Origin of the sequence: Paracoccus sigandri (assembly GCF_003709565.1) — a bacterium.
GTDB classification, from domain to species: domain Bacteria; phylum Pseudomonadota; class Alphaproteobacteria; order Rhodobacterales; family Rhodobacteraceae; genus Paracoccus; species Paracoccus siganidrum.
The window spans coordinates 1-23,829 of record NZ_QNRC01000002.1 but is presented as its reverse complement, the minus strand read 5'-3'; the positions used below and the strand labels follow the sequence as shown (position 1 = coordinate 23,829).

Genomic DNA, 23,829 nt, shown 5'->3' with positions numbered 1-23,829 from the left:
TGCGGGGCAGGCGCCGGAACCGCCCGTCAGGCTGCGAAAACGGCCGCCACCGACAGCCACAGCGGCAGGCCGATGGCCGCAAGCAGGGTCTGCCAGGTGAAGATGTCGGCATAGAAATCCGCGTCTCCGCCCATCTGCCGCGCCAGGATATAGCCGGCCGGCGCGCCGGGTGCCGCGGCCGCCAGAAGACCCGAGGCGATCTGGCCCGCCGGCAGGCCCGCCAGCAGCGCCAGCGGCAGAAACAGCGCCGGGCACAGCACCAGCCGCATGGCCACGCCGACCCACAGCGCCGGGTCGCGATTGATCAGCCGCCGCAGCTGGATCCCCGCGCCGACGCTCAGCAGGCCCACCGCCAGCGCCCCCTGGCCCAGCCAGTCCAGCGGCGACAGGATCCAGGCGGGCAGGTCCAGCCCCGACAGGTTCAGCGCCAGACCCAGCGCGCAGCCGATCACCAGCGGGTTGCGCAGGATCTCGGCCGTGATCCGGCGCATGGGATGGCCGGGCGGGATGGTGGTGGCGTCCCTGGGCGGGCACAGGGTCAGGGCGACGATGGCGGCGATGTTGAACAGCGGGATCAGCAGCGCCAGCGCCACCGCCAGGTCGCTCATCGCCGCCGGCCCCAGCCCCTGCGCCGCCACCGCCAGGATCAGCAGCGAATTGAAGCGCAGCGCCCCCTGGAACAGCGAGGTCAGGCGCGGATTGGACAGCCCCAGCGGGCGGCGCAGCAGAAGCGCCGCCGCCCCGGTCAGCGCGAAGGCTGCCATCAGCGTCCCCAGCCAGGGGGCCAGCGCGCCGGGCGACAGCTCGGCCCGGTAGATCGAGGTCAGCAGGATCGCGGGAAACAGCAGCCGGAAGCCCAGCTGCTCGATCCCCGCCCAGCTGGCGGGGGCGATGATCTGCCAGCGCGGGGCCAGGTGGCCGGCCACGACCAGCAGGATCACGGGCAGGACCGACAGGGCGGGTTGCACGGCGTCTCCTCGGCTGCGCGGGCTTCTTGCAGCCTCGCCCTCGGGGTTGTAGACCGCGCAGCAACGAAAGGAAAAGCCATGTCGATCACCGAGGACGAGGCCCGCAAGGTCGCCCATCTGTCGCGCATCGCGGTCGATGACGCCGCATTGCCGGCGCTGGCGCGCGAACTGAACGGCATCCTGCACTTCATGGAACAGCTGAACGAGGTGGATGTGACCGGCGTCGAGCCGATGACCGGCGTCACGCCCATGCGGCTGAAGCGGCGCGAGGATGTCGTGACCACGGGCGGGATGCCCGAGAAGATCCTGTCCAACGCCCCCGACGCGCGCGAGGGCTTCTTTGCCGTGCCGAAGGTGGTGGAATGAGCGAGCTGAACAGACTGACCATCGCTGACGCCCGCGACGCGCTGGCCAGGGGCGAGGTGACCTCGGCGGAACTGACCGAGGCCTGCCTGGCTGCCATCGAGGGGGCGGGCGCGCTGAACGCCTTCGTCCACGGCACGGCTGATCGCGCCCGCGACATGGCCGCCGCCGCCGACCGGCGCATCCGGGCGGGCGAGGCCGCGCCGATGACCGGGATCCCGATCGGCGTGAAGGACGTCTTCTGCGTGAAGGGCGTGCCCAGCCAGGCCGCCAGCCGCATCCTGGAAGGCTTCACGCCCGAATACGAATCGACCGTGACCGGGAACCTGTGGGATGCCGGCGCGGTGATGCTGGGCAAGCTGAACCAGGACGAATTCGCCATGGGTTCGGCCAATGAATCCAGCTGCTACGGCCCGGCGGTGAACCCGTGGAAGGTGGACGGGCGCAAGCTGACGCCGGGCGGGTCCTCGGGCGGATCGGCGGCGGCGGTGGCGGCGGATCTGTGCCTGGCGGCGACCGGGACGGATACCGGCGGCTCGATCCGCCAGCCGGCGGCGTTCACGGGCACGGTCGGGTTGAAGCCGACCTATGGCCGGGTCAGCCGCTGGGGGGTGATCGCCTATGCCAGCTCGCTGGACCAGGCCGGCCCGATGACCAAGACGGTGCGCGACGCGGCGATCATGCTGGGCGCGATGGCATCAGGCGATCCGCAGGATTCGACCTGCGCCGACCGGCCGGTCCCGGATTACGAGGCCGCCCTTTCCGGCGACATCCGCGGCAAGCGCATCGGCATCCCGCGCGAATATCGCGTCGACGGGATGCCCCCGGAAATCGACGCGCTGTGGCAGCAGGGCGCCCGGATGCTGCGCGACGCCGGCGCCGAGGTGGTCGATATCAGCCTGCCGCATACGAAATACGCGCTGCCGGCCTATTACGTGATCGCGCCGGCCGAGGCGTCCTCGAACCTGGCCCGCTATGACGGGGTCCGCTATGGCCGCCGCGCGAAGCTGGGGCAGGGCGACGGCATCACCGAGATGTACGAGAAGACCCGCGCCGAGGGCTTCGGCCCCGAGGTCCAGCGCCGCATGATGATCGGCACCTATGTGCTGTCGGCGGGCTTCTACGACGCCTATTACAACCGCGCCCGCAAGGTCCGCGCGCTGATCAAGCGCGACTTCGACGATGCCTTCGCCGACGGGATCGACGCGATCCTGGCGCCCACTACGCCCTCGGCCGCCTTCCCGCTGGGGTCGCTGGACCAGTCCGACCCGGTGCAGGCCTATCTGAACGACGTCTTCACGGTGACGCTGAACCTGGCCGGCCTGCCGGGGATCTCGGTGCCGGTGGGGCTGGACAAGCAGGGGCTGCCGCTGGGGCTGCAGCTGTTCGGCCGGCCCTTCGAGGAGGGCGATCTTCTGAACCACGCGCTGGTCCTGGAACGCGCGGCGGGATTTGTGGCCAAGCCCGACCGCTGGTGGTAGGGTTCGGCCAGACAGGCAGCTAACGGAGGCGACATGCGCGGCTGGGTCTTGATTTCGGTGCTGGCGCTGGCCGGCTGTGGCGAGCATCTGGGCGCGAATCCGAACTATCGGTTCGACGGCTCGCCCTATGGCGCTTACCTGACCCAGCGCGAGGCGGCGCTGATCTCCAACGGCGCGGCGCCCTCGGTGATTCCCGTGGCCCGCCCCTTCGAGGCGCCGACGGCCGAACAGATCGCCGGCCGCTCGCCGGTGCCGGTGCCGGCGACGATGGGCATCGGGGCGCGGCGCAGCAGCACGGTGACGGCCAGCGCGCCGGTTGCCCCGGTGACGGCGGCCCCAGCGACTGCGGCCCCAGCGACTGCGGCCCCGGCGACCGCGACGGCTGCGGCTGCCGCACCGGCGGCGAGGGCCCCCGCGCGCAATGCGCCGCTGGCGGCGAATGACGGCCCCTATCCAGGCTCGGTCCCGGTCCTTCACCGCTACGCCGCCGAGACCCGCCATGCGCCCGGCAACGCGCTCTATGCGCGCGGCCCCGGCTCGGCCACCCAGGCGGCCCAGGCCTGCGCCAGCTTCGCCAGCCCCGAGGCCGCGCAGATCGCCTTCCTCTCGGCCGGCGGCCCGCGGGTCGATCCGCGCGGCATGGACCCCGATGGCGACGGCTTCGTCTGCGGCTGGGACCCGCGCCCGCTGCGCCAGCCTTGACGGGCGGCTTCCCCAGCCCCAATCACGGCGACCGGCGCGGCCAGCGGATCGAGCTGGTCGTGCTGCATTACACCGGCATGACTGATGCCGCCTCGGCCCGCGCCCGGCTCTGCGACCCCGAGGCCGAGGTCAGCGCCCATTGGCTGATCTACGAGGCCGGCCGGGCCGAGGCGCTGATCCCGGAAACCCGCCGCGCCTGGCATGCCGGCGCGGGGTCCTGGCAGGGGCGCGACGACGTGAATTCCCGCAGCATCGGCATCGAGATCGCCAATCCCGGCGACCGCCCCTTCGCCGCCCCGCAGATGCAGGCGCTGTGCGCGCTGCTGCGCGCCATCATGTCCCGCTGGCAGCTGGGCCCCGAGGCGATCATCGCCCATTCCGACATGGCGCCGGGCCGCAAGTCCGATCCCGGCCCGCGCTTCGACTGGCAGGGCCTCGCCCGCCAGGGCCTCGCGCTCTGGCCCGGCCAGGGCCCCGACCTGCCGCTCGCCCCCAGCCTCGACGCGATCGGCTATCCCGCCGCTGATCCGGCCACCCGCCTTGCCGCCTTCCGCCTGCGCTTCCGCCCCTGGGCGCGCGGCCCCGAGAACGCGGCCGACCGCCGCGCCGCCGCCGCGCTGGCCGCCCTGACCGCCCGCGCCTGACAACCGCTTTCATCTTGGCCCAAATATCCCGGGGGGGCCGCCCGGCACGGGCGGCGGGGGCAGCGCCCCCATTCGGCATTGACCTTTGCCCCCGGGGACCGCATATCGGCCGGGCGCGGAGGGCCGGATGGCCGCGGCAGGCAACTGTCGAGGAAAGTCCGGACTCCATGAGGCGACGGTGCCGGGTAACGCCCGGCGGGGGCAACCCCAGGGAAAGCGCCACAGAGAACAGACCGCCGCCCCTCGCGGGCGGCAAGGGTGAAACGGTGGGGTAAGAGCCCACCGGGGGGCCGGCAACGGTCCCCGCATGGCAAGCCCCACCGGGAGCAATGCCGAATAGGGACCGCGCGCGGAGCGATCCGCAGGGCCGCCTTGCCCCAGCAGGTCCGGGTAGGCAGCCAGATCCGGCCGGCAACGGCCGGGCCAGAGGAATGGCCATCCATCCGGGGGCGACCCCGGAGGACAGAATCCGGCTTACAGGCCCTCCGCGCATCATCGCCCCGAAACCGGGGAAAGCGGCCCGAATTCGCGCCGATTCGCGGTTGACTTCGCCCGCATCGTCGCTAAAAGGCGGGCTTCCAAAGGAATTCCACGGGGTTTGCACCGCGCGTCCGGCCCCGCAGCAGGAGCGAACAACATGGCGAAGCCGACGACGATCAAGATCCGTCTGAACTCGACGGCCGGGACCGGGCATTTCTACGTGACCAAGAAGAACGCCCGCACGATGACCGAAAAGATGACGGTCAACAAATACGACCCGGTCGTTCGCAAGCATGTCGAATACAAGGAAGGCAAGATCAAGTAGGATCGCCTTTCCGACCGGACATGGAAGGCCGCGCCCGCAGGGGACGCGGCCTTTTCGCATGGACCGAAGCCGCAAGGGGGGCGCGCCATGCCGAATCCCTGCTGACAGCGCCCTGCGGCCGCGCTAACCTGCCGGCAGGGCCAGAGGCGGCCCGCAGTCCGCGCCCCGAAGGGGTCTGGCGAACGCCTCGCCACGCTTTCCTGACCGTTTCACAGGCTCGGGCGGCATGTCGGCAATGCGGACGCTGACCACGGCCATCGCCCGGATGGAGGGACGGACATGCGCGATCATCGCGACGGAAAGGCCATGGCCAAGGCGCTGCGCGCCGCCCTGGCCGAACACGGCACGGCCATCACCCACGCGGAGGCGCTGGAACTGGTAGCGCGGCAACTGGGCTTCGGCAACTGGAACATCCTTGCGGCCCGGATCGCGGCCGAAGCCCAGGCCCGCCCCGCGGCCGAGGCGATCCGCTTCGAGGAGGCGGTCCCCATCATCCGCATCTTCGATGTCGCCAAGGCGCGGGAATTCTACCTGGATTTCCTGGGCTTCGGCACCGATTGGGAACATCGCTACGGCGAGAACTTCCCGCTCTACACGCAGATCTCGCGGGGCGGATTGCGGCTGCACCTGTCCGAACATTCCGGCGATGCGACGCCGGGCGGCAACATGTGCGTCTACATGACCGGGATCCGCGCCTTCCATGCCGAGTTGCTGGCGAAGAACTACCGCTACATGCGGCCGGGGCTGGAGCAGGTGGAGGACCGGCTGGAGATGCAGGTCATCGACCCGTTCAACAACCGCATCCGCTTCATGGAACTGACCGGCGGCTGACCGGTCTGCCGGCGGCCGATCGCGGGCGCGGCGCTTCCATCCTGGCGGGCCGCGCGCATCTGCCGCTTCCGCAAGCTATCCGGCGCCATGTCGGTGCCGGATCGCCTGACCTGACGATAGAGGCAGGTTGTGGGCCGCCGCGCCCTGGGCTAGAGCATGATTGTCCGCCCTGTGTGTGCGGCGGGCTCGATGCGCGGATGCCGTCTGCAGAGATGTAATGAGTCAGGCCATTGTTTTTCCGGCCCAATCCTTTCTCCCCACAGACATATTCCGTCTTCGACCTACATCGATCCTTCACCGGGTCTGTCACCAGTAGTCAAAGAACGGAGCGACAATGCCTGTTTACAATTTACCGATTATCCCGATCAGCGCCTTCACCTTCGACACCGATCCTGCAACCGCGGCACTCTTCTGGCAGGACGGCCAGGGCGACAGCTGGGAAGCCGCCAACCCGCCCTCGTTCAGCTTCGCGCCGGGCAGCCTGGCCGTGCTGCAGATCAATGACGAGGACGGGTCGTTCGACGACGACGATCCGCATTACCAGCTGCTGGTCGCAGGGGTCTCGCTGAACGGCGAAGACTGGCCGGTCGGCCACAAGGTCGAAAACGAATACATGATCACGGTGCAGGATGCCGATGGCAATACCTATGAGATGGTTGCCGTCAGCATCAACCCGGTGGGCAGTCAGGCCGACCCGATCGTCGGCTTCACCTTCGATACCTCGGGCGACGGTTCCTGGCCGCCGGCGGGGGTGCAGCTGAGCTATGTGCCGGGCAGCGCAAGGGATATCGCGAGGATTCCCTATCCGCAGCCCGAGGACTTCCCCTGCTTCGCGCGTGGCACGCTGATCGAGACCGCCGAGGGCCCCCGTGCCATCGAGGAGCTGGCCGAGGGCGACCTGATCGTGACCCGCGACAACGGGCTGCAGCCGCTGCGCTGGATCGGCTCGGTCCGGCTGGAGGCCGAGGCGCTGGCCGCCAATCCGAAGCTGCGCCCGATCCGCATCGCCGCCGGCGCGCTTGGCGAGGCGGTGCCCGCCCAGGACCTGCTGGTCTCGCCGCAGCACCGGATGCTGGTGCGCTCGCGCATCGCGCAGCGGATGTTCGGCACCTCCGAGGTCCTGGTCGCGGCCAAGCAGCTGGTCACCATCGACGGCGTGGATGTCGCCGAGGACGTGGCGGGCGTGGAATATTTCCACATGCTGTTCGAGCGGCACGAGGTCGTCATCGCCAATGGCGCCGAATCGGAATCGCTGTTCACCGGCCCCGAGGCGCTGAAGATGGTCGGCAAGGCGGCGCGGGAAGAGATCTTCACGCTGTTCCCCGAACTGCGCCTGCGCGACCATGCGCCGGTCTCGGCCCGCCCGCTGGTCTCGGGCCGCCAGGGCCGCAAGATGGCGATGCGCCATGTGCAGAACGGACGGGCGCTGGTCAACTGAGGCCACGCCGATCGCATGGGGAAGGGCCGGGCGGCAGCCGTCCGGCCCTTTTTCCGTGCCCGGCGATTATTTCTTCGGGCTGCTGGAACGATGCGGTTTCGCGGGTGTTGTGCTGGCGAAAGTTGATGTCGAAGGTGACATGGACACCGGAAAGGAAGTCACGATGGCAAAGATCGAGAAGACCGCTGAAAACATCAAGGAAGACGTGAAGGCCGCGGCCCGCGAGGCGGGCGAGGACCTGCGCAGCGGCGCCCGCAAGGTGGCCGAGGACGCGCGCGAGACTGCGGATCGCCTGGCCGACAATGCCTCGGTCGACCGGCTGAAGGAACGTGGCGCGGAACTGGCCGACAGCGTGCGCGAAACCGGCCGCGAATATGCCGAGCGCGCGCGCGAGGCGGGCGAGGAATATGCCGAACGCGCCCGCGCCGAGGCCGAACGCCTTTACGACGCCGGTCAGCGCAAGGCCCATGAGGTCGCCGGCTATGCCGAAGAGCGCTATGACGAGGTCTCCGAGATGGTGCGCCGCCACCCCGCCCAGGCGCTGGGGATCGCGGCGGGCGTCGGTTTTCTGGTCGGCCTGATCCTGGCGCGCCGCTGAGGTCGCGCGGATGTTCGACTACGCGCAGCGCCTGAAGCTTGCGCTGACGGATACCGCCCGCCGCTCGGCCTTCAAGGCGGCGGCGGGGGTGGTCTTCGCCATCGCCGCGGGCTTCCTGCTGGCCGCCTTGTGGAGCGCGCTGGACAGCGGGCTGGGCTGGGGGCCGATCTATGCCTCGCTGGCCATCGGCGCCGGTTTCGTCGCGATCGGCGCGATCCTGCTGCTGGTCGCGGCCCGGCCGCGTCACGCGATGCCGACCACCGACGAGTTGAAGCGCGAGGTCGAGGCACGGGTCAACCTGGCCGCGGATGCCGCCGTGGACCGCGCCCGCACCGAGGCGGCGCGCATGGCCGACATGGCGGGAAACAAGGTGCATTCGCTGCTGGACCAGGCCTCGTTCCGCGCCAACAAGCTGGCCAGCGACACCGAGCGCCGCGTCCAGGGCCTTGCCCGCGATACCGCGCGCAAGGCCGGGCTGACCGGCGAGAATGTGGAGGCGGCGCGGCAGGCGGCGGGGCGGGCCTCGCAAAAGGCCGGGGCGGCGGCCAACAGCAATGCGGGCAGCATGGCCAAGCTGCTGGCGGCCTTCGCCGTCGGCGTCACGCTTGCCGCCCGATTGCGCGACCGCCCGCGCGAGGATCCCGTCGATTTCGACGAGGATGACCTTCTGTGACAATGCGAAAGGGCCCCCAAGGGGCCCTTTTTTCCGTCCGTCAGCAGGCGATCTGGTGATTCACGGCGGCGATCAGCTCGGCCAGGTCGTCGCCGGTGAAGGGGGCGGGCAGGCAGAACCAGCCGCGCGCCAGGATCAGCTCCAAGGGGTCCTCGCCCTGGCGCAGGACGATCAGGGCATTGATCTGCGCGGCGATCACCGCCAGCCCGATGGCGTCGATCTCGGCCACGGTCAGCTTGGTGATCAGCACCGTCCGGCGGCGCGCCGAGGGGAAGGCCGGCCTGCCGGCGCCGAAGGGCAGTTCCTCGGGCGATTTCAGCACCTCGACCGAGCATCCCGGCGCGGCGATCGCCAGCCCATCGCTCATGTCGCGGGCGATGAACGGGTCCTTTTCGACAATCAGGAAATGCAGCGATGTATGTTCCATAATATCAACAGATTATTTCGGAAATGCGCTGACGCAATACAACAAAGATCAATCGCATCCGGGAAGACGGGGCAGGGGCCGCAGGCCAGCGCGGCCGGGCGCGCGGGTTCAGCCGGCGGCACGGAAATGGGCCAGGGCCGCCTCCATGAAGGTCTGCCGAAGCGGCGGTATCTCCATCATCAGTTCATGGCGGGCACCGGCGACTTCCAGGAATTCGGCGCCCTCCCAGCGCCCGGCCAGTTCCCGGATGGCGGGCAGCGAGACGATCTGTTCCTCGTCCCCGGCGGCGATCAGCGCCGGCAGGTCGGGCGCGGGCAGCTGCGCCAGGCGCTGGCACTCGGCCAGGGCCTTCGCGACCCAGTCATAGCTGGCGCCGGCGATGGTCAGGTCGGGCCAGGCCGCCGCCTCGCGCACCATCCGGGTCCAGTTGTCGACGTCATGGGTCAGCAGATTGGCATTGAAGGAATCGTCCAGCACATAGCTGCTGGCGCCGCCCCGCTGCGGCGCCACGCGGCCGCCGCGCCCCAGCCGCGAGGCCAGATGCGTCGCGCCGCGTACGAACCAATGCGGGATCATCCCCAGGCGGATGCCCCACATCGGCGCCGAAAACACCGCGCGCTCGACCGGCAGTTCGGCATGGAGCGCCGCAAGGCCGATGCAGCCGCCCATCGAATGGGCCAGCAGGTGCCAGGGCCGCGGCAGGTCCAGATCGGTGCCTGCCACGACCATCTCGATCACGTCGCGCTGGTAATCCGAGAAATCGCCGACATGGCCCGGCAGGGGATCGTCCTGCAGCCGGTCGGACAGGCCCTGTCCGCGCCAGTCCACGGTCAGCACGGCATAGCCGGCCGCGTTCAGCTCCTGCGCGACCGCGGCATATTTCTCGGCATATTCGGTGCGGCCGGGAAACAGCAGGATGGTGCCCTGCCGGGGATCCTCGCCCTCCCACAGCGCCAGGCGCAGATGCACGCCGTCATCCGCACGGACCCGGAAGGCCCGTGCGGGGCGGCCATGATCGCCGGGAAGCTGGCGGAAGGGCGCCGGTTCCACGAAGCCCGCGGGTCAGCTCAGCGCCTGGCCAAGCTGCATGGCGACGCCCATCGAGCCGTCGATCTTCAGCTTGCCCATCATGAAGGCGGTCGCCGGGTTCACGCTGCCGTCCAGGATGCCCTCGAAGGTCTCGCGGCTGGCCAGCAGCGTGACCTCGGCCTCGCCGTCGCCCGCGCGCACGCCTTCGGAATCGATCATGATCGAGCCCTCGTCCTCGATCACGAATTTCGCCGTGGACGAGAAGCCGCCCAGTTTTTCTTCCAGCTTCCTGACCGCCGCGTTCACAACATCGCTCATATGCATCCTCTTGGTCGCGCTAACTCTGGCGCCCGACATGCGGGCTGGGTTACAGTTCCTGTATGCGCGCCTATGGTTTCCTTTTCCACCATATCGTAGCGGCAAGCCGCCGCGCGTTCTGGGCACTCTGCCTGATCCTTTGCGGCATGGCTACCGGCTTCGCGCAAGAGCGGGGCGATCTTGACGAAATGTTTAGGCAATTGGCCGAGCCGGAGGGCGAGGGCTGGCGCATCGCCGAATCCGACATCCTGCGCGAATGGTCCAGGTCCGGCTCTGCGGCGATGGACATGCTGCTGCAGCGGGGCGAGGGCGCGCTGGACGAGGGCGATCCGCAAAGCGCCATCGGCCACCTGACCGCGCTGACCGACCATGCCCCGGATTTCGCGGCGGGCTGGCAGGCGCGGGCGGCGGCCTTCGCGATGATGGGCCATTTCGGCCCGGCGGCGTCCGATCTGGCCCGCGCGCTGGAGCTGGAGCCGCGGCATTTCGGCGCACTGACCCAGCTGGGCGTCCTGCTGGAGGAGATGGGCGATCCCGAACGCGCGCTGGAGGCCTATCGCGCCAGCCTGAAGATCCACCCGCATCAGCAAGAGGCGATCGATGCCGTCGCCCGTCTGGAACGCGAAACCGCAGGCACCCAGATCTAGCGCCATGAATATGCTTTCCAAGGGCCGGGTGACGGCCGTCCTCGGGCCGACCAATACCGGCAAGACCCATTATGCCATCGAGCGGATGCTGGCGCACCGGACGGGGGTGATCGGCCTGCCGCTGCGCCTCCTGGCGCGCGAGGTCTATGACCGGATCGTCAAGGCGCGCGGCCCCTCGGTCGTCGCGCTGGTCACGGGCGAGGAGCGGATCGTGCCCGAGCGCGTGCAATACTGGGTCGCCACCACCGAGGCCATGCCCGAGATCGGCGCCGATTTCGTCGCCATCGACGAGATCCAGCTTTGCGCCGACCCGGAGCGGGGCCATGTCTTCACCGACCGGCTGCTGAACATGCGCGGGCTGCACGAGACGCTGCTGCTGGGCAGCGACACGATGCGCCCGGCCATCGCGGCGCTGGTGCCCGGCGTGCAGTTCCAGCGGCGCGAGCGGCTGTCCACGCTCAGCTGGGCGGGCTCGAAGAAGCTCAGCCGGATGCCCTCGCGCTCGGCGATCGTGGGGTTCAGCGTCGATGATGTCTATGCCATGGCCGAGCTGATCCGCCGCCAGAAGGGCGGCTGCGCGGTGGTCATGGGGGCGCTGAGCCCACGCACGCGCAACGCCCAGGTCGCCATGTATCAGAACGGTGAGGTTGACTACCTGGTCGCCACCGACGCCATCGGCATGGGGCTGAACCTGGACATCCGCCATGTCGCCTTTTCCGCCACGCACAAGTTCGACGGCCGCCGCGTCCGGCCGCTGTTCCCGCACGAGATGGGCCAGATCGCCGGCCGCGCCGGGCGCCATACCGAGGCGGGCAGCTTCGGCGTCACCGGCGAGGCGCGGATCCTGGACGAGGGGCTGATCGAGGCCATCGAGAATCACCGTTTCGCGCCGATCCAGCGGCTGGTCTGGCGCAATGCGGCGCTGGAATTCGGCACGATCGACCGGCTGGTGCAAAGCCTCGAGGCGCCCTCGGGCGACGACCTTCTGGGCCGGGGCCGCGAGGCCGACGACCTGGCGGCGCTGAAGAGCCTGCGCGACATGCCCGAGATCCGCGACCGGGTACAGGACGGGCGCGACGTGCGGCTGCTGTGGGAGGTCTGCCGGGTCCCTGATTTCCGCGGCATCTCGGCGGCCGAGCATGTCGGCCTGCTGGCGCGCATCTTCGGCTTCCTGCAGGAGGGGGCGATTCCCTCGGACTGGCTGGCGCGCGCGGTCAATCGGATCGACCGGGTGCATGGCGATATCGATGCGATTTCGAAACGGCTCGCATATATTCGGACCTGGACATATGTTGCGCAAAGAAGCGGCTGGGTGCAGGACGAAAGTCATTGGCGTAACGAGACTCGCGCTGTAGAAGACCGCTTGTCGGACGCCCTGCACGCGGCGCTGACCCAACGTTTCGTGGACCGGCGCACCTCGGTGCTGCTGCGCCGGCTCAATCAGAAGGAGAGCCTTGTGGCCGAAGTGAACGACAAGGGCGAAGTGACGGTCGAGGGCGAATTCGCCGGCCGTCTCGAAGGTTTCCGGTTTCGCCCCGACCAGACCGCGACGGCGGACGAGGCGAAGACGCTGAACCGCGCCAGCCATGAGGCGCTGCGGCCCGAGTTTCACCTGCGCGCCGACCGTTTCTACAACGCGCCCGACACGGAGCTGGACTTCACCGAACAGGGCGGGCTGATGTGGGGCACCGCCGCCGTCGGCAAGCTGGTCAAGGGCCCGGATGCGCTGCATCCCGGCATCGAGGTCTTCGTGGACGACGAGGCCGGCCCCGAGATCGCCGAGAAGGTCCGCCGCCGGCTGCAGCATTTCATCGACCGCAAGACGGCCAGCCTGTTCGAGCCGCTCTTGGCCATGCAGCGCGACGAGGGGCTGGCGGGGCTGGCCCGCGGCTTCGCCTTCCGCCTGGTGGAATCGCTCGGCGTGCTGCCGCGCGAGGGGGTCGCCGCCGAGGTCAAGGAATTGGACCAGGAGGCGCGGGGCCTGTTGCGCAAGCATGGCGTCCGCTTCGGCCAGTTCACCATCTTCCTGCCCGCGCTCCTGAAGCCCGCGCCGACGCGGCTGCGGCTGGTGCTGTGGTCGCTGGCCGAGGGGCTGGACGAATTCCCCGAAAGCCCGCCGCCGGGCCTGGTGACGATCCCGCATATCCCCGAGGTGCCCGAGGGCTATTACACGCTGTCCGGCTATCGCCCGGCGGGCGAGCGCGCGATCCGCATCGACATGCTGGAGCGCCTGGCCGACCTGCTGCGCAGCCAGGACACGCGCGGCGGTTTCGAGGCCAATCCCGACATGCTGTCGATCACCGGCATGACGCTGGAACAGTTCGCCGGGCTGATGCAGGGCCTGGGCTATGCCGCCGAGAAGGGCGAGCGGGTCAAGCTCAAGGCGCCCGAACCGGCGGTGCCGGAGCCTGCGGCGGAAGCGGCGGCGAACCCCGAGGCCACGGATGCGCCGATGACCGAGGAGGAAAGCGTCCTGGCCGCCGAGACCCGCGCGAAATGGGAAGCCGAACAGGCCGAGAAGCGCCGCGCCGAGGCGGAAGCCGCCGGCGAGACCGGGGAAGCGGCCGAGGGCGAGGCATCCGAAGCGGCCGAGCCTGCGCCCGAGATGGAGGTCTTCTATACGTTCCGTTGGGCGCCGCGTCCGCGCGCGAACCATCGCCGCCCGCAGGGCGAGGGGCAGGGGCGCCGCCAGGGCGGCCAGCCGCGCGGCGATCAGCAGCGGGGTGACGGGCAGCGCGGTGATGGGCAGCGGGGCGACGGGCGCCCGGACCAGCCTGGCGAACGCGGGGCGCGCGACGGCGGCCAGCCGCGCGGCAAGGGCGGCCCGACGAAGGGCGGCAAGCCCGGAGCGCAGAAGCCCAAGACCTTCTCCTCGCGCCCCGAGCGGCCCGAGCGCAAGATCGACCCGGACAGCCCCTTCGCGATTCTCGCCACGCTCAAAGACAAGAAGTGAGCGGCGCCGAGGGATTGCGGCTGGACAAATGGCTGTTCTTCGCGCGGCTGTTCAAGTCGCGCGGACTGGCGGCCGAGCGGATCGAGGCCGGCGGCATCCGCGTCAATGGCCAGCCCTGCCGCAAGCCCGGCCGGGCGCTGCATGTGGGCGACGAACTGACGGTTTCCGCCTATGGCCGTGTCCGCGCGCTGCGGGTTCTTGCGCTTGGCAGCCGCCGCGGACCCGCGACCGAGGCCCAGGGCCTCTATCTTGAACATTCTGACGGGTTGATTGATCCGGGCGAAGGGACTAGGTGAATGGCCGCAAGGATCAAGCAAGAGCGCGCCAGATGACCTACGTGGTGACCGATAACTGCATAATGTGCAAATATACCGACTGCGTGGAAGTCTGTCCGGTGGACTGTTTCTACGAAGGCGAGAACACGCTTGTGATCCATCCCGACGAATGCATCGATTGCGGGGTGTGCGAACCCGAATGCCCGGCCGATGCGATCCGTCCCGATACCGAGCCGGACATGGATCAATGGGTCGAGTTCAACCGGAAATATTCCGAGATCTGGCCGGTCATCACCCAGAAGAAGGACCCGCTGCCTACCGCCACCGAAATGGACGGGGTCGAGGGCAAGCTGGGGAAATATTTCTCGGAAGCGCCGGGCGAGGGCGACTGATCCCGGCCTCGGCAAGGCCCCGCCAGCCTGGCGGGCCGGGTCTTGCGGCCGCCGTGGTTTTGCGGGCGATTCGCGGCGCCGCGGCGAGGTGAATTTTCACCGAATATTCTCCAACGCATTGTCCTTGAACGATTTAACGTCATTCTGCAGCTGCATTCATGCGGGTTTCGCGGTGCTTTTTTTGGCGCGCGTTTTGTGATATGTTCACCTTGCTGTCGCATCCGTCAGGCGCTGATCCGCTTCAGGGTCTGCTGGATGCGTTTGGCATGCTGCCGACCCAACGCCCTCTGCCGGGCCGGGGTCTGAGACAAGAACAAGATCTGACCGAAGGCGGCAGTCGCCGCTTGCGGTCTTTTGTGTCCCGTTCCCTGGGGCGCTACCTAGAGGAAGCCATATGTCCAAGACCAAGAAGAACGAATTCCGCCCCGATGATTTCGTCGTCTATCCGGCTCATGGGGTTGGCCGGATCGTCTCGATCGAAGAGCAGGAAGTCGCGGGGCTGCGGCTGGAGATGTTCGTCATCTCCTTCGACAAGGACAAGATGACCCTGCGCGTGCCGACCGCCCGCGCCGCCGAGATCGGGATGCGCAGCCTCTCGACCCCGGACCTGATCGACCGTGCGCTGGAGACGCTGAAGGGCAAGGCCCGCGTCAAGCGCGCCATGTGGTCGCGCCGGGCGCAGGAATACGAGCAGAAGATCAATTCGGGCGACCTGATGTCGATCGCCGAGGTGGTGCGCGACCTGCACCGCAACGACGACCAGCGCGAGCAATCCTATTCCGAGCGCCAGCTCTATGAAGCCGCGCTGGACCGCCTGACCCGCGAAGTGGCCGCCGTCGGCGGCCTTGACGAGGGCGCCGCCCAGAAGCGGGTGGACGAGGTCCTGATCTCTCGCGCCGCCTGATTTCGCCGAAGTTGCACCGATCCGGGCCGGTCCCAGCGACCGGCCCTTTTCCATGCCTGGCGACGCGGCGAGGGTCTGGCATCCGCCCCGCTCCCGCGCTAGAAGGGCCGCGGGCGGGCGGTTAGCTCAGCTGGTAGAGCGCTTCGTTTACACCGAAGATGTCGGGGGTTCGAATCCCTCACCGCCCACCATTCCCTTGCGGCGTTTTTGGTATATTTCTGATGTGCTTAGCTGCCCTCGGAGGCGGGGCCGGACATCTTGTCACCATATCCGAAGATGTTCGCGGTCACTTCGCGGTCACTCGGAATCGGAGAGGCTCAGGGTGACAAGGTCACTCGGGGGCCGATCCAGATGCCTGACGTGACATGACAGCATGACGGATGCCGGGCGCGGCAGCTGTGCGGGACGAAGCTGCCATTGGCTCGGCTGCCGGATATGCTGCGCTCAAAGACGAATTGCCGTTTCCTCTTTCGCGGTGCGGATCACCATCATGGTGAAGAAGCGGGCAATATTGGTTTTGTCGCGGAACAACCTGTCGCAGAGCGCGTCGAATTCTTCCATGTCGCGCAGGGACAGCATCAGGACGACATCGGTCTCGCCTGTCACGGCATAGGCTTGCGATACGGCTTCTTCGGCGATCGCCAGATCCAGAAAGCGGCGCATGTGCTGCTCTCCATGAAGCTTCAGTTCGACCGTGACCAGCGCCTTCAGCACGCGCCCGGTTTTGGCGGGATTCAGGATCGCGACAATGCGGTCGATGATGCCCGTCTTGCGCAGCCGCCGGACCCGACGCAGGCAACTGGATGGAGACAGCCCGACCTCGTCGGCCATAGCCACATTCGTTCTCGATGCGTCACGTTGCAGAAGGTTCAGGAGCTTTCTGTCTATCCGGTCCATTTGCGTCATTCCGTCCCAAGCCAAGAATGCAATAAAATTGCAGGGATGCGCAATCTTTGACCGTATATGCGATCGGGCTCGGGGTAGAAGGTCAGGGCAATGTCACAGGAGCCCTCTGATGCCGGTCCTCATAGCCGCCTCGCGCAAGACCCTGGAAACGCTCGAAATCTATTGGGTGCTCGCCCGGATCATGGTTCCGATCACGATCATGACGGAACTGCTGTCGCGGATGGGTGTGATCGAGGCGGTTGCTCCTGCATTCGCGCCTGTCATGGGTCTCGTCGGGCTGCCGCCGGAATTGGGGCTGGCATGGCTGAGCGGAATGCTGGTCGGAATTTGGGGGGCTGTTCCCCTGATCTTCGTCCTTGTCCCGGCGAGTTCGCTGAGTGTGGCGGACATCACGGTTTTCTCGGCGCTGCTTCTGTTTGCGCATGGCCTGCCGATCGAGCAGAAGATCATCCAGCAGGCGGGGCCCCGGATGATCACGACAACGCTTCTGCGCATCCTGGGCGGCGTGCTCTATGCCTTCCTGCTGCATCGCCTGCTTGCCGCCACGGGCTGGTTGTCGGCGCCGGTGAACCCGACCTGGATTCCGATGAGCGCCACACCCGAATGGACAGGATTCTTCGCAGGCCTCCTGGAGACGATGATCTCCATGCTCGTCATCCTCCTGGCCTTGTCGTGGGGGCTTGAGGTGCTGAGGGTCACAGGGCTTCTGAAGCTTGTAATGAAGGCGCTCGCGCCCTTGCTGCGGCTTGCTGGAATACGGGGCGAGGCCGGGCACTTCACCGCAGTCGGTCTGTTCCTGGGAATATCCTATGGCGGAGGTCTGTTGATCCGCGAGGCACGATCGGGAGCGGTATCGCCACGCCAGGTCTTTGTCTCGTGCGTTTTCATGGGGTTCGCGCATAGCGTCATCGAGGACACGCTGATTGTCGTGGCGCTTGGTGCCGACATCGGCGCTGTTCTTGGAGGACGGCTCGCTTTCGCCGTGGCCGCGACTGCTGCAATTGCCGGCCTTCTTCGAACCGTCTCCGACGAGACCTTCTTCACATGGGCGTTCCGGGCACCAAACCCGCAGGCGGTCAGCCGATGACGACGCGTCTCGCATGACGGTAAAAGGTTCAAAACACCGGTAAGCCAGCGCCGGTCTGCTCCATCAAGATCCGCAAGACGGGCTGGATTGCAGTCCCACCCACTCAGCATTTCACTAGAAAGCTGACCCTGATCGCTGCCTCCCGTCCTTCGGACCTGTCCGCCATGGCTCGGAAGAAGCTGCGCAGGTCGGTGCCTTCGACCGGTTCGTCCGCGCCCTCGATCCGCCATTCCACCATCTGCGCGCCCGCCAGCATCACCGTGCCCCAGACTGCGCCTTGATCCTTGTCTGCCATGATTTTCTCCTCATTGGGTTATCATCCCGATGAAAAAATGCGGGGGCAGCGTGCGCAAGTATCTGCTTTAATTATTTATATCCTGCTCCGATGTTGATTTGGCGAGGAGGCTTCTGGCGACGGCTTCAATCCGCTCCCGCTGTACGAGCAGCTCCAACCAGCGCGCTGGAATACTTGAGAGCCCGTATCGCGCCCCGGCAATCTGTCCTGTCACCGCGCCTACCGTGTCGGCATCAACGCCCAGATTGACGGCGTGGATCAGTGCGGCCTCAAAGCTGTCGGTGCGTTCTATGGCCCAAAGTGCGGCCTCAATCGTATCCAATACAAATCCGGTTGAGGGCGGCTCAGCTTCGTCATGTCTCCTGTCGATCCGCAATCGCAGGTATTCGTCGGAAACCTTTGCTAAACTGCTGGAGATGGCAGAGGTCCAGCTGACACCCTGAATCATCTGGGCAATCAGGTGCGCGGTGAAGCCACAGGCCGCGTCAGACGGGGCAGAATGGTGCGTGGTCTTGCCTTGCCGAATAGCGGTGTCAGAGGCGTTATCTGCAGATGTGTGATGCATGATGGCGACCGGCGCAATCCGCATCAAGGCACCGTTGCCATCAGCGCGTCCGTGTGGCTGGGGCGCCGCCAGATGACCGGTCCTCCGGTAATGGCCGAGATTCCGCAAGGTTATCTGACCAATTCCAACGGCCACGCCGGTGCTGGAGTTCTCCCCGGTTTCCGCCCAACGGCAGAATCTGTCCAGCAGGTCAGCTTCATCCAGATGCGGTGCCGCGAGAAGACTATCGGCCAGACAGAGTGCCATGGCCGTGTCGTCCGTCCAGGCCCCGGCGGGGAGGCGAAACCGCCCACCGGCGCGCATTTCGCTTACCGCAGAAAAGCTACCTCGCGGCCGAAACTCTACTGGCGCCCCCAAAGCATCGCCCACAGCAAGACCAATCAATGCACCGCATGCACGGTCCGCTATACCCGATGAATGCGTGAGAGATGGTATGTTCATGTTCTGCGCCCGAAGCTGAGAGAGTAAGCCCGCGCAGGAAAGCACGCTCATACCACTTGCGCAATTCAGCGCAGTTTCAGGCTCCTGCCAGCGCCTCCACCTGCACCCGTATGATCTTGGGGCGATAATCGCTGAGTCGCGCAAGATCGCCTGAGGGGCACGGCCCCTCTTGATCCATCCCCGTGAATTGCCTGCATCGCCTACATGTGCTGCACTTGATCGCCGCCGCCTTTCACGCGCTCGCCAGCGCCTTCAGCTGCGCCAGGGCGATCTTGGCGCGCTCGTCGCTGAGGCTGCGCAACGTCGCCTGGGCCTCGGCCTCCAGCCGCAGCCGGTTGGGGCTCTTGTCGTCGTCAAAGCCCTGATCGGGGAAGAACTCGCGGATCGGCACCCCGAGCGCCTCTGAGATCGCCATCAGCGTGTCCAGCGCCGGCAGGCTCTTGCCGCGCTCGATATTGGAGATCGCCTCGGAGGTGCGGTCGATCCGCTCGGCGAGCTCGGCCTGGTTCAGCCTGGCGGCGCGGCGGTAGGCGCGCAGCTGGCCCGCGATGAAGCGCTTGAGATCCTTGTCCATGCAGCCAAGTAGGCTTCATGGCTTGACGCTATAAATCGACTATGATTTGTTTTTTGTGGATATTAGAAGCAGGCTTTGGTTCTTGGGGAGGTAGTCGGTATGCTGTTCAAACTTGGCGGGGTTCTGGTGGCAAGTGCTGTCCTGGCGGGTTGCGCGGCGGCCCCGGAGACAGCGTCGGGGCCGCATGCCTCGATCTGGCCCTGCAGCACCGTACATGAGGAACTGCAGCGGCAGGAGGCGGCGAACAAGCAAGCCCGGCAGGCGCAGAACAGCGTGACCTGGATCCCGGTCCTCGGGATCGCCGGGTTTGCGATCCAGCCGGATCGTGCGCGCGAGGGCCATCTTCGAACCCGTGCCAATGAGTGCAAGCGGCGGGCGGGGCTGTGATAACTTTGGCCGACCTGCCTGCATGGCTGCCGTCATGGGAGGTGCTGCTGACGTTGTTCTTGAGCATTGCGCTTATTGGACAGGTGGTGGCCGTGGTTATTTCATTCTTTACCCTGATATTGGCGAGTGAGGGTCTTGAGCATCTGCAGCAGCAATTAATCGTCGTCGTTTCCTTTATTGTTCTCGTTACAATTGGGGCGACCACTTACTTCGTGGGTACAAAAACAGATCGCGCAACGATACAGCCTGCAGATAGAGAGCCTATAGTCATTACGTTGACGCCAGAAGAAGCGGAAAAAATATTTGGAAACTTGGAAGAGCCGCCTCAACTTGGCCCTGATGCCACGCCTGCGTTGCGTTTTGATATAGACGGAAAAATAATTGAATGATCTCTTTCAAATAGGTGGTTTGACATGAGCCCTGATCAGTTTCGTCTCGTATTGGCCATTTGCGCCATCGTGGCCGTCTTGGGCTATCTGGCATCAATCGACGCCGTGCTGGCGGGCTTTGTCGTTATCCTGGTGCTGTTAGCCGCCTTCCTCTGGCTCTGCTGGCGGCTGATCCAGTGGACTTGGCGCAACCGGGGGTGAGGCACGGGATCGCAGGGAAACGGTGGCGGATAATCATTCGGCAGGAAGGTGATGACGCATAACCCGGACGGACCCGAGCGGGACAAGACGGACGCCGAAAAGGCGATCTGGCAGCGCTGCGTGCGGGATCATCTGGTTCGGGTCTTTGCCGATCTGAGCCAGCTGAAGCATCCGCCGCGCAAGGTTGATCTTGCCGCCTATATGCTGGAGGTCCTGGCTGAACAGACGAATGATATCGACCTGCTCACGCTCATCGGTCCATTCGCGCGGAAGCTGCCCGAGGCTTACGAGGCGCGCGGCAGGGAAGCACGGATTGTCCGGCGCTTTAAGAACCGGCGGCATATGTGGAAGGCCGAGTGCTGGGAGCCACTGGAGCCGTTGCCTGGGAAACATGGCGTCGAGGGCGCCGAAGTGCAGCCGTCAGGAGACCAGATGCCCGACACCCCCGCCGAAAGCTCTGACACGCCCGAAGACGATGCCGCCCGCAAGCAGCGCGAACAGCGCCAAGCTCTCATGCGGGCTTTTGCCGAGACGAAAGCCGAATGGCAGGCCGACCTGCGGCTGCGCTTCCGCGCGTTCATGCTGGATTACTGCGACCGAAACCACCCGCCCCAGCCGGTCGAGATCGCGCAATTCCTACTGGAACTCGTTGCCGAACATGCTGGCGATCACGACCTGCTGGATCTGATCCTGTCCTTCGCGGAACGGTTGCCCCATGAGCTTGAGGCCCGGCGCGACGATCGCCGCATCGCCATGGAATTCCTGCGCATCGGCAACGCGCGGCGAAAATACGGGCCAAGCGGGTGAGGGCAGGCCGCCGAGGATTGAAGATCCGGCAGCTGTGGCGCGTTCAGATCAGAGCGTTTCGATGAAGCGTTTCACCGTTGCCTCGATCACCTCAAAAGCCTTCGAGCGGCTGGGCGTATAGACGTGAAAGATATGATCGGCGCCCTCGATCAGCAGCGCCTTCTTGTCGGCACCCGCTGCGGCCTCGATCATCGGCGCGGCATATTCCCGGTAAAAATCATCCTCGCCGTTGATCATCATGAACGGCCCCGGATAGGCGGCCAACGCCGCCAGCAGGTCATGGGCGAAGAGACTGTCGAAGAAACCCTTCTTCAGCGCCATGGTGCGCCAGCCCAGGTCCAGTCCCACGATGCCCTCTTCGGCCGCCCGGTCGAAGGCGTCCTGTCCCAGGCTGTCCAGCATGTCGGCGACATAATCTCCGACCGGGGACCAGACCACCACCGACCTGACCGCATCGGGCCTGGCTGCCGCCAGCTCGATCGCCGCCCCGCCGCCGAAGGAAAAGCCCATGACGCCGATCCGTTCGGGATCCACGCCCTCGGTGGCCATGAGCGCATCGAGGCCGATCAGCGCATCCTCGTTCTGCCGGTCGAGCGTAAACGCGCCGGTATCGCCATCCGACTTGCCGAATCCCCGGAAATCGAACCTGAGCGAGGCGATGCCACTCGCGGCCAGAACCTCGGCGCTATCGACATGGATGTTGCCGATCTCGTTGCGGGTCGAGCCGAGGCCATGCAGCATGAGAACGGCAGGGAAGGGACCTTCGCCTTGGGGCATGCTGAGCGTGGCGGCGATCCCGCGATCCAGCGTCAGATCCGTTTCTCCGCCACGGGAAGGCGATGCGGCGAGCGTGGCGGCGACGAGAAGCGCGAGACGGAGCACGGTTCTGAACCTTTTTCCTGCAATGTCGCGACGCTGCCCCCTTTGTGATCGCGGGGTCAAGCTGGCGAGGGGGCAATATCAACCGGATGTCGTAGGCGCCGTGCGGACGGTCGAGTTCTTCGCAGGGTACCGGATGAGCGGCATTGCAACGAAAATCCTGCGCATCGGGAATGTGCGCAGAAATACGGACCAAGCGGGCAACCGAAGACCGGCGAGCTTGAACCCGGATAGCGGAAGAGATGGCCGCTGCGGGCCATGCAGAGCGGCCTCGATACCCACCCCCTATCCTCGTGCATATGTTCTCGCGCGGGGCATACCATCCCCTATCCCCGGAGGACCATGTCGCGGGGGTATTGGACACAATCGCGGGAGGTCTGGCGGCCTGGCAAGCGCGGTGCTTGATGCCGCCAGCATAGCCCCGTGACGCGTCGTGACGGCGGAAAGGGCGTGCCTTGCCGCGTGGATGACGGATCCAGATGGGCCGAAGAACTGCCCTTGCGACCCAGGGGAGGGGGCAGGGGAGAGCGATACCCCCGGGGGTGTTAGGCTGTGAGATTGGGCTGTCAGCGGCCCGCGAACCAGCAGAGCTTACAGGGATCGATGACGGCGGCTTTGCGGGACAAAGCGGTCAGTCGCGCAGTGCCGCTTTGACAGCCGCAAATTCCGCGACACCCTCGTTTTTGCCGTCTGTGAAGCTCGCGACAGTGATGGGCGTTGGTAGATCGGGGAAATGGTAGACCGCATTGACGCTAAACGGCCCTCCGCCAGAGTGGCCTATGACCCGACCAGCCTCCCCACAACGCCCGCTCATGAGGCCCAGTGCATAGCCGCATTCTGTCCATGGCCGCCCCTCAATGGCTCCACCGAGGGGATGATGGATCCGCATTTCAGAAAGCGTGGGCGCATTGAGCAACTCACCCATGAATAGGGCATGCAAGATCTTCGCCGCATCGACGGCAGTGCCGGTAAGACAGCCGTGGTAAACCCAGCCTGGGTGATATCCTGAAGCGCTCGGCCAATGGATGCGGTCGAAATCGCGCCGCGTGAGCGCGAGTTCGACACTCCGGAGGCTGAGTGGATCGCAGATCATCTGCTTGACGAGGCTTGAGAATGATTGCTGCGTTACATCTTCGATCTGATCCCGCGCCAGCATGTAACCTAGATTAGAATAGAACCAACCCTTCCCCGGCGCGAAGAGCCTGCCCTGCGCCATCGCCGCTTCCCGCAATTGCGCGGCGGGCCAAGGCTCTTCATTTGCGGCAACCCCTTTTCTGTAGGAGGCGAGAGAGTAGTAATCCGGAAGGCCCGAGGTATGACCCAAAAGCTGGCGTAGTGAGAAGTCGTAACCTGTCAGTGGCCTGCCCCCATAGGGTGGTCCGGTTTCAGCTTTAATGCATGATCGGCTTTTCTGCCATGGCCTGTGCAGATGACGGTGCCGATCCACGCGGCGGCGCAGGCCAGATGATGGCCTCCGGTGCCGGGGGTTTATATCCGAGCGATGAGTGCGGCCGCTCGGTATTGTAGTAGTGTCGCCATGCCTCGACGATGACCCTTGCCTCGGCGAGGCTATAGAAGATCTCCCCGTTGAGCAGTTCGTCACGCAGCTTCGAGTTGAAGCTCTCGCAGTAGCCGTTCTCCCATGGGCTTCCCGGTTCGATGAATGCGGTCTTTGCGCCGACGGCTACGATCCACTCCCGCACGGCCCTGGCGATGAACTCCGGGCCGTTGTCGGAACGAACATGGCCGGGAACACCGCGCAGGATGAACAGATCGGACAGGACGTCGATGACGTCGGTGGAGTTGAGCTTGCGACCGATGCGGATCGCCAGACATTCCCGGGTGAACTC

At 66.3% G+C, this 23,829-nt stretch carries 31 protein-coding genes, 1 tRNA gene and 1 other RNA gene; 22 read left to right on the top strand and 11 right to left on the bottom strand.

Annotation, left to right across the window (positions count from 1 at the left end):
• Nucleotides 1-26: 26 nt before the first annotated feature.
• Nucleotides 27-968, bottom strand: coding sequence for an AEC family transporter (locus C9E82_RS01615; RefSeq protein ID WP_170162020.1), 942 nt, complete (start codon nt 966-968; stop codon nt 27-29).
• A gap of 78 nt (nt 969-1,046) precedes the next feature.
• Between C9E82_RS01615 and gatC the strand changes: the two genes are divergently transcribed.
• The 10 genes from gatC (at nt 1,047) to C9E82_RS01565 (ending at nt 8,503) form a co-directional block, all read left to right on the top strand.
• A complete protein-coding gene (gene gatC / locus C9E82_RS01610; RefSeq protein ID WP_119897240.1) occupies nt 1,047-1,334 on the top strand; it encodes an Asp-tRNA(Asn)/Glu-tRNA(Gln) amidotransferase subunit GatC in 288 nt (95 codons plus the stop codon).
• Entirely contained in the window at nt 1,331-2,812 is a 1,482-nt protein-coding gene (gatA, locus tag C9E82_RS01605) for an Asp-tRNA(Asn)/Glu-tRNA(Gln) amidotransferase subunit GatA (protein WP_119897239.1), read from the top strand. Before gatC ends, gatA begins: the two co-directional genes overlap by 4 nt.
• A 33-nt stretch (nt 2,813-2,845) precedes the next feature.
• Nucleotides 2,846-3,514 (top strand): hypothetical protein, encoded by a 669-nt coding sequence (locus C9E82_RS01600; protein ID WP_119897238.1) that lies wholly within the window; start codon nt 2,846-2,848, stop codon nt 3,512-3,514.
• On the top strand, nt 3,511-4,158 hold the full coding sequence (locus tag C9E82_RS01595) for an N-acetylmuramoyl-L-alanine amidase (RefSeq protein WP_240643461.1): 648 nt from the start codon (nt 3,511-3,513) through the stop codon (nt 4,156-4,158). The genes C9E82_RS01600 and C9E82_RS01595 overlap by 4 nt, the downstream gene beginning before the upstream one ends.
• Nucleotides 4,159-4,273: 115 nt before the next feature.
• Nucleotides 4,274-4,651, top strand: an RNA gene (gene rnpB / locus C9E82_RS01590) — RNase P RNA component class A.
• Nucleotides 4,652-4,795: 144 nt separating this feature from the next.
• Complete coding sequence (gene rpmG, locus C9E82_RS01585) at nt 4,796-4,963, top strand: 50S ribosomal protein L33 (protein ID WP_011750518.1); 168 nt, start codon at nt 4,796-4,798, stop codon at nt 4,961-4,963.
• Nucleotides 4,964-5,242: 279 nt separating this feature from the next.
• Nucleotides 5,243-5,794, top strand: a complete 552-nt coding sequence (locus C9E82_RS01580) for a glyoxalase superfamily protein (protein WP_119897237.1) — start codon at nt 5,243-5,245, stop codon at nt 5,792-5,794.
• Between the two features lie 334 nt (nt 5,795-6,128).
• Nucleotides 6,129-7,232, top strand: a complete 1,104-nt coding sequence (locus tag C9E82_RS01575; RefSeq protein WP_240643460.1) for a Hint domain-containing protein — start codon at nt 6,129-6,131, stop codon at nt 7,230-7,232.
• A gap of 163 nt (nt 7,233-7,395) precedes the next feature.
• The gene (locus tag C9E82_RS01570; protein ID WP_119897270.1) at nt 7,396-7,830 is read left to right on the top strand and encodes an ElaB/YgaM/YqjD family protein; all 435 of its coding nucleotides are present in this window, start codon (nt 7,396-7,398) and stop codon (nt 7,828-7,830) included.
• 10 nt (nt 7,831-7,840) lie between these two features.
• Entirely contained in the window at nt 7,841-8,503 is a 663-nt protein-coding gene (locus C9E82_RS01565; protein ID WP_119897236.1) for a phage holin family protein, read from the top strand.
• A 40-nt stretch (nt 8,504-8,543) separates the two neighbouring features.
• On the opposite strand, the gene C9E82_RS01560 is transcribed toward C9E82_RS01565, so the two are convergent.
• The 3 genes from C9E82_RS01560 to C9E82_RS01550 all read right to left on the bottom strand — a co-directional run bounded on the left by C9E82_RS01560 (nt 8,544) and on the right by C9E82_RS01550 (nt 10,277).
• Nucleotides 8,544-8,930, bottom strand: a complete 387-nt coding sequence (locus tag C9E82_RS01560) for a hypothetical protein (protein ID WP_119897235.1) — start codon at nt 8,928-8,930, stop codon at nt 8,544-8,546.
• 108 nt (nt 8,931-9,038) lie between these two features.
• Complete coding sequence (locus C9E82_RS01555) at nt 9,039-9,980, bottom strand: alpha/beta fold hydrolase (RefSeq protein ID WP_119897234.1); 942 nt, start codon at nt 9,978-9,980, stop codon at nt 9,039-9,041.
• A 12-nt stretch (nt 9,981-9,992) separates the two neighbouring features.
• Entirely contained in the window at nt 9,993-10,277 is a 285-nt protein-coding gene (locus C9E82_RS01550; protein ID WP_119897233.1) for an SCP2 sterol-binding domain-containing protein, read from the bottom strand.
• 200 nt (nt 10,278-10,477) lie between these two features.
• Between C9E82_RS01550 and C9E82_RS01545 the strand changes: the two genes are divergently transcribed.
• The 6 genes from C9E82_RS01545 to C9E82_RS01520 all read left to right on the top strand — a co-directional run bounded on the left by C9E82_RS01545 (nt 10,478) and on the right by C9E82_RS01520 (nt 15,639).
• Nucleotides 10,478-10,924 carry a tetratricopeptide repeat protein gene (locus tag C9E82_RS01545; RefSeq protein WP_240643459.1) on the top strand — a complete coding sequence of 149 codons (447 nt, stop codon included), beginning with the start codon at nt 10,478-10,480 and terminating at the stop codon, nt 10,922-10,924.
• A gap of 10 nt (nt 10,925-10,934) precedes the next feature.
• Nucleotides 10,935-13,877 carry a helicase-related protein gene (locus C9E82_RS01540; RefSeq protein ID WP_119897268.1) on the top strand — a complete coding sequence of 981 codons (2,943 nt, stop codon included), beginning with the start codon at nt 10,935-10,937 and terminating at the stop codon, nt 13,875-13,877.
• Complete coding sequence (locus tag C9E82_RS01535; RefSeq protein ID WP_119897232.1) at nt 13,874-14,173, top strand: RNA-binding S4 domain-containing protein; 300 nt, start codon at nt 13,874-13,876, stop codon at nt 14,171-14,173. The genes C9E82_RS01540 and C9E82_RS01535 overlap by 4 nt, the downstream gene beginning before the upstream one ends.
• A 32-nt stretch (nt 14,174-14,205) precedes the next feature.
• Entirely contained in the window at nt 14,206-14,544 is a 339-nt protein-coding gene (fdxA, locus tag C9E82_RS01530) for a ferredoxin FdxA (RefSeq protein WP_119897231.1), read from the top strand.
• Nucleotides 14,545-14,938: 394 nt separating this feature from the next.
• Nucleotides 14,939-15,448: a CarD family transcriptional regulator gene (locus tag C9E82_RS01525; RefSeq protein WP_119897230.1), complete on the top strand. Its 510-nt coding sequence runs from the start codon at nt 14,939-14,941 to the stop codon at nt 15,446-15,448.
• 115 nt (nt 15,449-15,563) lie between these two features.
• Nucleotides 15,564-15,639, top strand: a tRNA-Val gene (locus C9E82_RS01520).
• Nucleotides 15,640-15,892: 253 nt separating this feature from the next.
• Here the strand turns inward: C9E82_RS01520 and C9E82_RS01515 are convergent.
• A complete protein-coding gene (locus C9E82_RS01515; RefSeq protein WP_119897229.1) occupies nt 15,893-16,345 on the bottom strand; it encodes an Lrp/AsnC family transcriptional regulator in 453 nt (150 codons plus the stop codon).
• Nucleotides 16,346-16,463: 118 nt separating this feature from the next.
• Between C9E82_RS01515 and C9E82_RS01510 the strand changes: the two genes are divergently transcribed.
• Nucleotides 16,464-17,441 carry a nucleoside recognition domain-containing protein gene (locus C9E82_RS01510; RefSeq protein WP_119897228.1) on the top strand — a complete coding sequence of 326 codons (978 nt, stop codon included), beginning with the start codon at nt 16,464-16,466 and terminating at the stop codon, nt 17,439-17,441.
• A gap of 103 nt (nt 17,442-17,544) precedes the next feature.
• Here the strand turns inward: C9E82_RS01510 and C9E82_RS01505 are convergent, their stop codons facing one another.
• The 3 genes from C9E82_RS01505 to C9E82_RS01495 all read right to left on the bottom strand — a co-directional run bounded on the left by C9E82_RS01505 (nt 17,545) and on the right by C9E82_RS01495 (nt 19,316).
• Nucleotides 17,545-17,736 carry a hypothetical protein gene (locus C9E82_RS01505; protein ID WP_119897227.1) on the bottom strand — a complete coding sequence of 64 codons (192 nt, stop codon included), beginning with the start codon at nt 17,734-17,736 and terminating at the stop codon, nt 17,545-17,547.
• A gap of 67 nt (nt 17,737-17,803) precedes the next feature.
• Nucleotides 17,804-18,742 carry an ADP-ribosylglycohydrolase family protein gene (locus tag C9E82_RS01500; protein ID WP_240643463.1) on the bottom strand — a complete coding sequence of 313 codons (939 nt, stop codon included), beginning with the start codon at nt 18,740-18,742 and terminating at the stop codon, nt 17,804-17,806.
• 232 nt (nt 18,743-18,974) lie between these two features.
• Nucleotides 18,975-19,316, bottom strand: a complete 342-nt coding sequence (locus C9E82_RS01495) for a helix-turn-helix transcriptional regulator (protein ID WP_119897225.1) — start codon at nt 19,314-19,316, stop codon at nt 18,975-18,977.
• 99 nt (nt 19,317-19,415) lie between these two features.
• Between C9E82_RS01495 and C9E82_RS01490 the strand changes: the two genes are divergently transcribed.
• The 4 genes from C9E82_RS01490 to C9E82_RS01485 are packed head-to-tail and all read left to right on the top strand — an operon-like array spanning nt 19,416 to nt 21,100.
• Nucleotides 19,416-19,703, top strand: a complete 288-nt coding sequence (locus C9E82_RS01490) for a hypothetical protein (RefSeq protein ID WP_119897224.1) — start codon at nt 19,416-19,418, stop codon at nt 19,701-19,703.
• 5 nt (nt 19,704-19,708) lie between these two features.
• Complete coding sequence (locus tag C9E82_RS24020; protein WP_183154025.1) at nt 19,709-20,092, top strand: hypothetical protein; 384 nt, start codon at nt 19,709-19,711, stop codon at nt 20,090-20,092.
• A gap of 24 nt (nt 20,093-20,116) precedes the next feature.
• Nucleotides 20,117-20,293 (top strand): hypothetical protein, encoded by a 177-nt coding sequence (locus C9E82_RS24335; protein ID WP_170162019.1) that lies wholly within the window; start codon nt 20,117-20,119, stop codon nt 20,291-20,293.
• A gap of 51 nt (nt 20,294-20,344) precedes the next feature.
• Nucleotides 20,345-21,100: a hypothetical protein gene (locus tag C9E82_RS01485; RefSeq protein WP_119897223.1), complete on the top strand. Its 756-nt coding sequence runs from the start codon at nt 20,345-20,347 to the stop codon at nt 21,098-21,100.
• 48 nt (nt 21,101-21,148) lie between these two features.
• Here C9E82_RS01485 and C9E82_RS01480 read toward each other — a convergent pair whose 3' ends face one another.
• Complete coding sequence (locus tag C9E82_RS01480) at nt 21,149-21,841, bottom strand: alpha/beta hydrolase family protein (RefSeq protein WP_244935985.1); 693 nt, start codon at nt 21,839-21,841, stop codon at nt 21,149-21,151.
• Between C9E82_RS01480 and C9E82_RS24330 the strand changes: the two genes are divergently transcribed.
• On the top strand, nt 21,833-22,030 hold the full coding sequence (locus tag C9E82_RS24330; protein WP_183154031.1) for a hypothetical protein: 198 nt from the start codon (nt 21,833-21,835) through the stop codon (nt 22,028-22,030). The genes C9E82_RS01480 and C9E82_RS24330 overlap by 9 nt on opposite strands.
• 580 nt (nt 22,031-22,610) lie before the next feature.
• On the opposite strand, the gene C9E82_RS01475 is transcribed toward C9E82_RS24330, so the two are convergent.
• Nucleotides 22,611-23,426, bottom strand: a complete 816-nt coding sequence (locus C9E82_RS01475) for a serine hydrolase domain-containing protein (protein ID WP_244935984.1) — start codon at nt 23,424-23,426, stop codon at nt 22,611-22,613.
• A partial coding sequence (locus C9E82_RS01470) for an integrase core domain-containing protein (protein WP_147482365.1) occupies nt 23,371-23,829 on the bottom strand: 459 nt, incomplete at its 5' end. The genes C9E82_RS01475 and C9E82_RS01470, both read right to left, overlap by 56 nt.

Bases quoted from the DNA above. Each gene is read 5' to 3' on its own strand.
- C9E82_RS01505 (WP_119897227.1), bottom strand. From the start codon at position 17,736: ATGGCAGACAAGGATCAAGGCGCAGTCTGGGGCACGGTGATGCTGGCG.
- gatC (WP_119897240.1), top strand. From the start codon at position 1,047: ATGTCGATCACCGAGGACGAGGCCCGCAAGGTCGCCCATCTGTCGCGC.
- C9E82_RS01480 (WP_244935985.1), bottom strand. From the start codon at position 21,841: ATGCTGCATGGCCTCGGCTCGACCCGCAACGAGATCGGCAACATCCAT.
- C9E82_RS24335 (WP_170162019.1), top strand. From the start codon at position 20,117: ATGAGCCCTGATCAGTTTCGTCTCGTATTGGCCATTTGCGCCATCGTG.
- C9E82_RS01570 (WP_119897270.1), top strand. From the start codon at position 7,396: ATGGCAAAGATCGAGAAGACCGCTGAAAACATCAAGGAAGACGTGAAG.
- C9E82_RS01485 (WP_119897223.1), top strand. From the start codon at position 20,345: ATGACGCATAACCCGGACGGACCCGAGCGGGACAAGACGGACGCCGAA.
- C9E82_RS24330 (WP_183154031.1), top strand. From the start codon at position 21,833: ATGCAGCATGAGAACGGCAGGGAAGGGACCTTCGCCTTGGGGCATGCT.
- gatA (WP_119897239.1), top strand. From the start codon at position 1,331: ATGAGCGAGCTGAACAGACTGACCATCGCTGACGCCCGCGACGCGCTG.
- C9E82_RS01550 (WP_119897233.1), bottom strand. From the start codon at position 10,277: ATGAGCGATGTTGTGAACGCGGCGGTCAGGAAGCTGGAAGAAAAACTG.
- C9E82_RS01540 (WP_119897268.1), top strand. From the start codon at position 10,935: ATGCTTTCCAAGGGCCGGGTGACGGCCGTCCTCGGGCCGACCAATACC.
- C9E82_RS01560 (WP_119897235.1), bottom strand. From the start codon at position 8,930: ATGGAACATACATCGCTGCATTTCCTGATTGTCGAAAAGGACCCGTTC.
- C9E82_RS01600 (WP_119897238.1), top strand. From the start codon at position 2,846: ATGCGCGGCTGGGTCTTGATTTCGGTGCTGGCGCTGGCCGGCTGTGGC.
- rpmG (WP_011750518.1), top strand. From the start codon at position 4,796: ATGGCGAAGCCGACGACGATCAAGATCCGTCTGAACTCGACGGCCGGG.
- C9E82_RS01525 (WP_119897230.1), top strand. From the start codon at position 14,939: ATGTCCAAGACCAAGAAGAACGAATTCCGCCCCGATGATTTCGTCGTC.
- C9E82_RS01500 (WP_240643463.1), bottom strand. From the start codon at position 18,742: ATGAACATACCATCTCTCACGCATTCATCGGGTATAGCGGACCGTGCA.
- C9E82_RS01495 (WP_119897225.1), bottom strand. From the start codon at position 19,316: ATGGACAAGGATCTCAAGCGCTTCATCGCGGGCCAGCTGCGCGCCTAC.
- C9E82_RS01490 (WP_119897224.1), top strand. From the start codon at position 19,416: ATGCTGTTCAAACTTGGCGGGGTTCTGGTGGCAAGTGCTGTCCTGGCG.
- fdxA (WP_119897231.1), top strand. From the start codon at position 14,206: ATGACCTACGTGGTGACCGATAACTGCATAATGTGCAAATATACCGAC.
- C9E82_RS01510 (WP_119897228.1), top strand. From the start codon at position 16,464: ATGCCGGTCCTCATAGCCGCCTCGCGCAAGACCCTGGAAACGCTCGAA.
- C9E82_RS01565 (WP_119897236.1), top strand. From the start codon at position 7,841: ATGTTCGACTACGCGCAGCGCCTGAAGCTTGCGCTGACGGATACCGCC.
- C9E82_RS01580 (WP_119897237.1), top strand. From the start codon at position 5,243: ATGCGCGATCATCGCGACGGAAAGGCCATGGCCAAGGCGCTGCGCGCC.
- C9E82_RS01515 (WP_119897229.1), bottom strand. From the start codon at position 16,345: ATGGACCGGATAGACAGAAAGCTCCTGAACCTTCTGCAACGTGACGCA.
- C9E82_RS01575 (WP_240643460.1), top strand. From the start codon at position 6,129: ATGCCTGTTTACAATTTACCGATTATCCCGATCAGCGCCTTCACCTTC.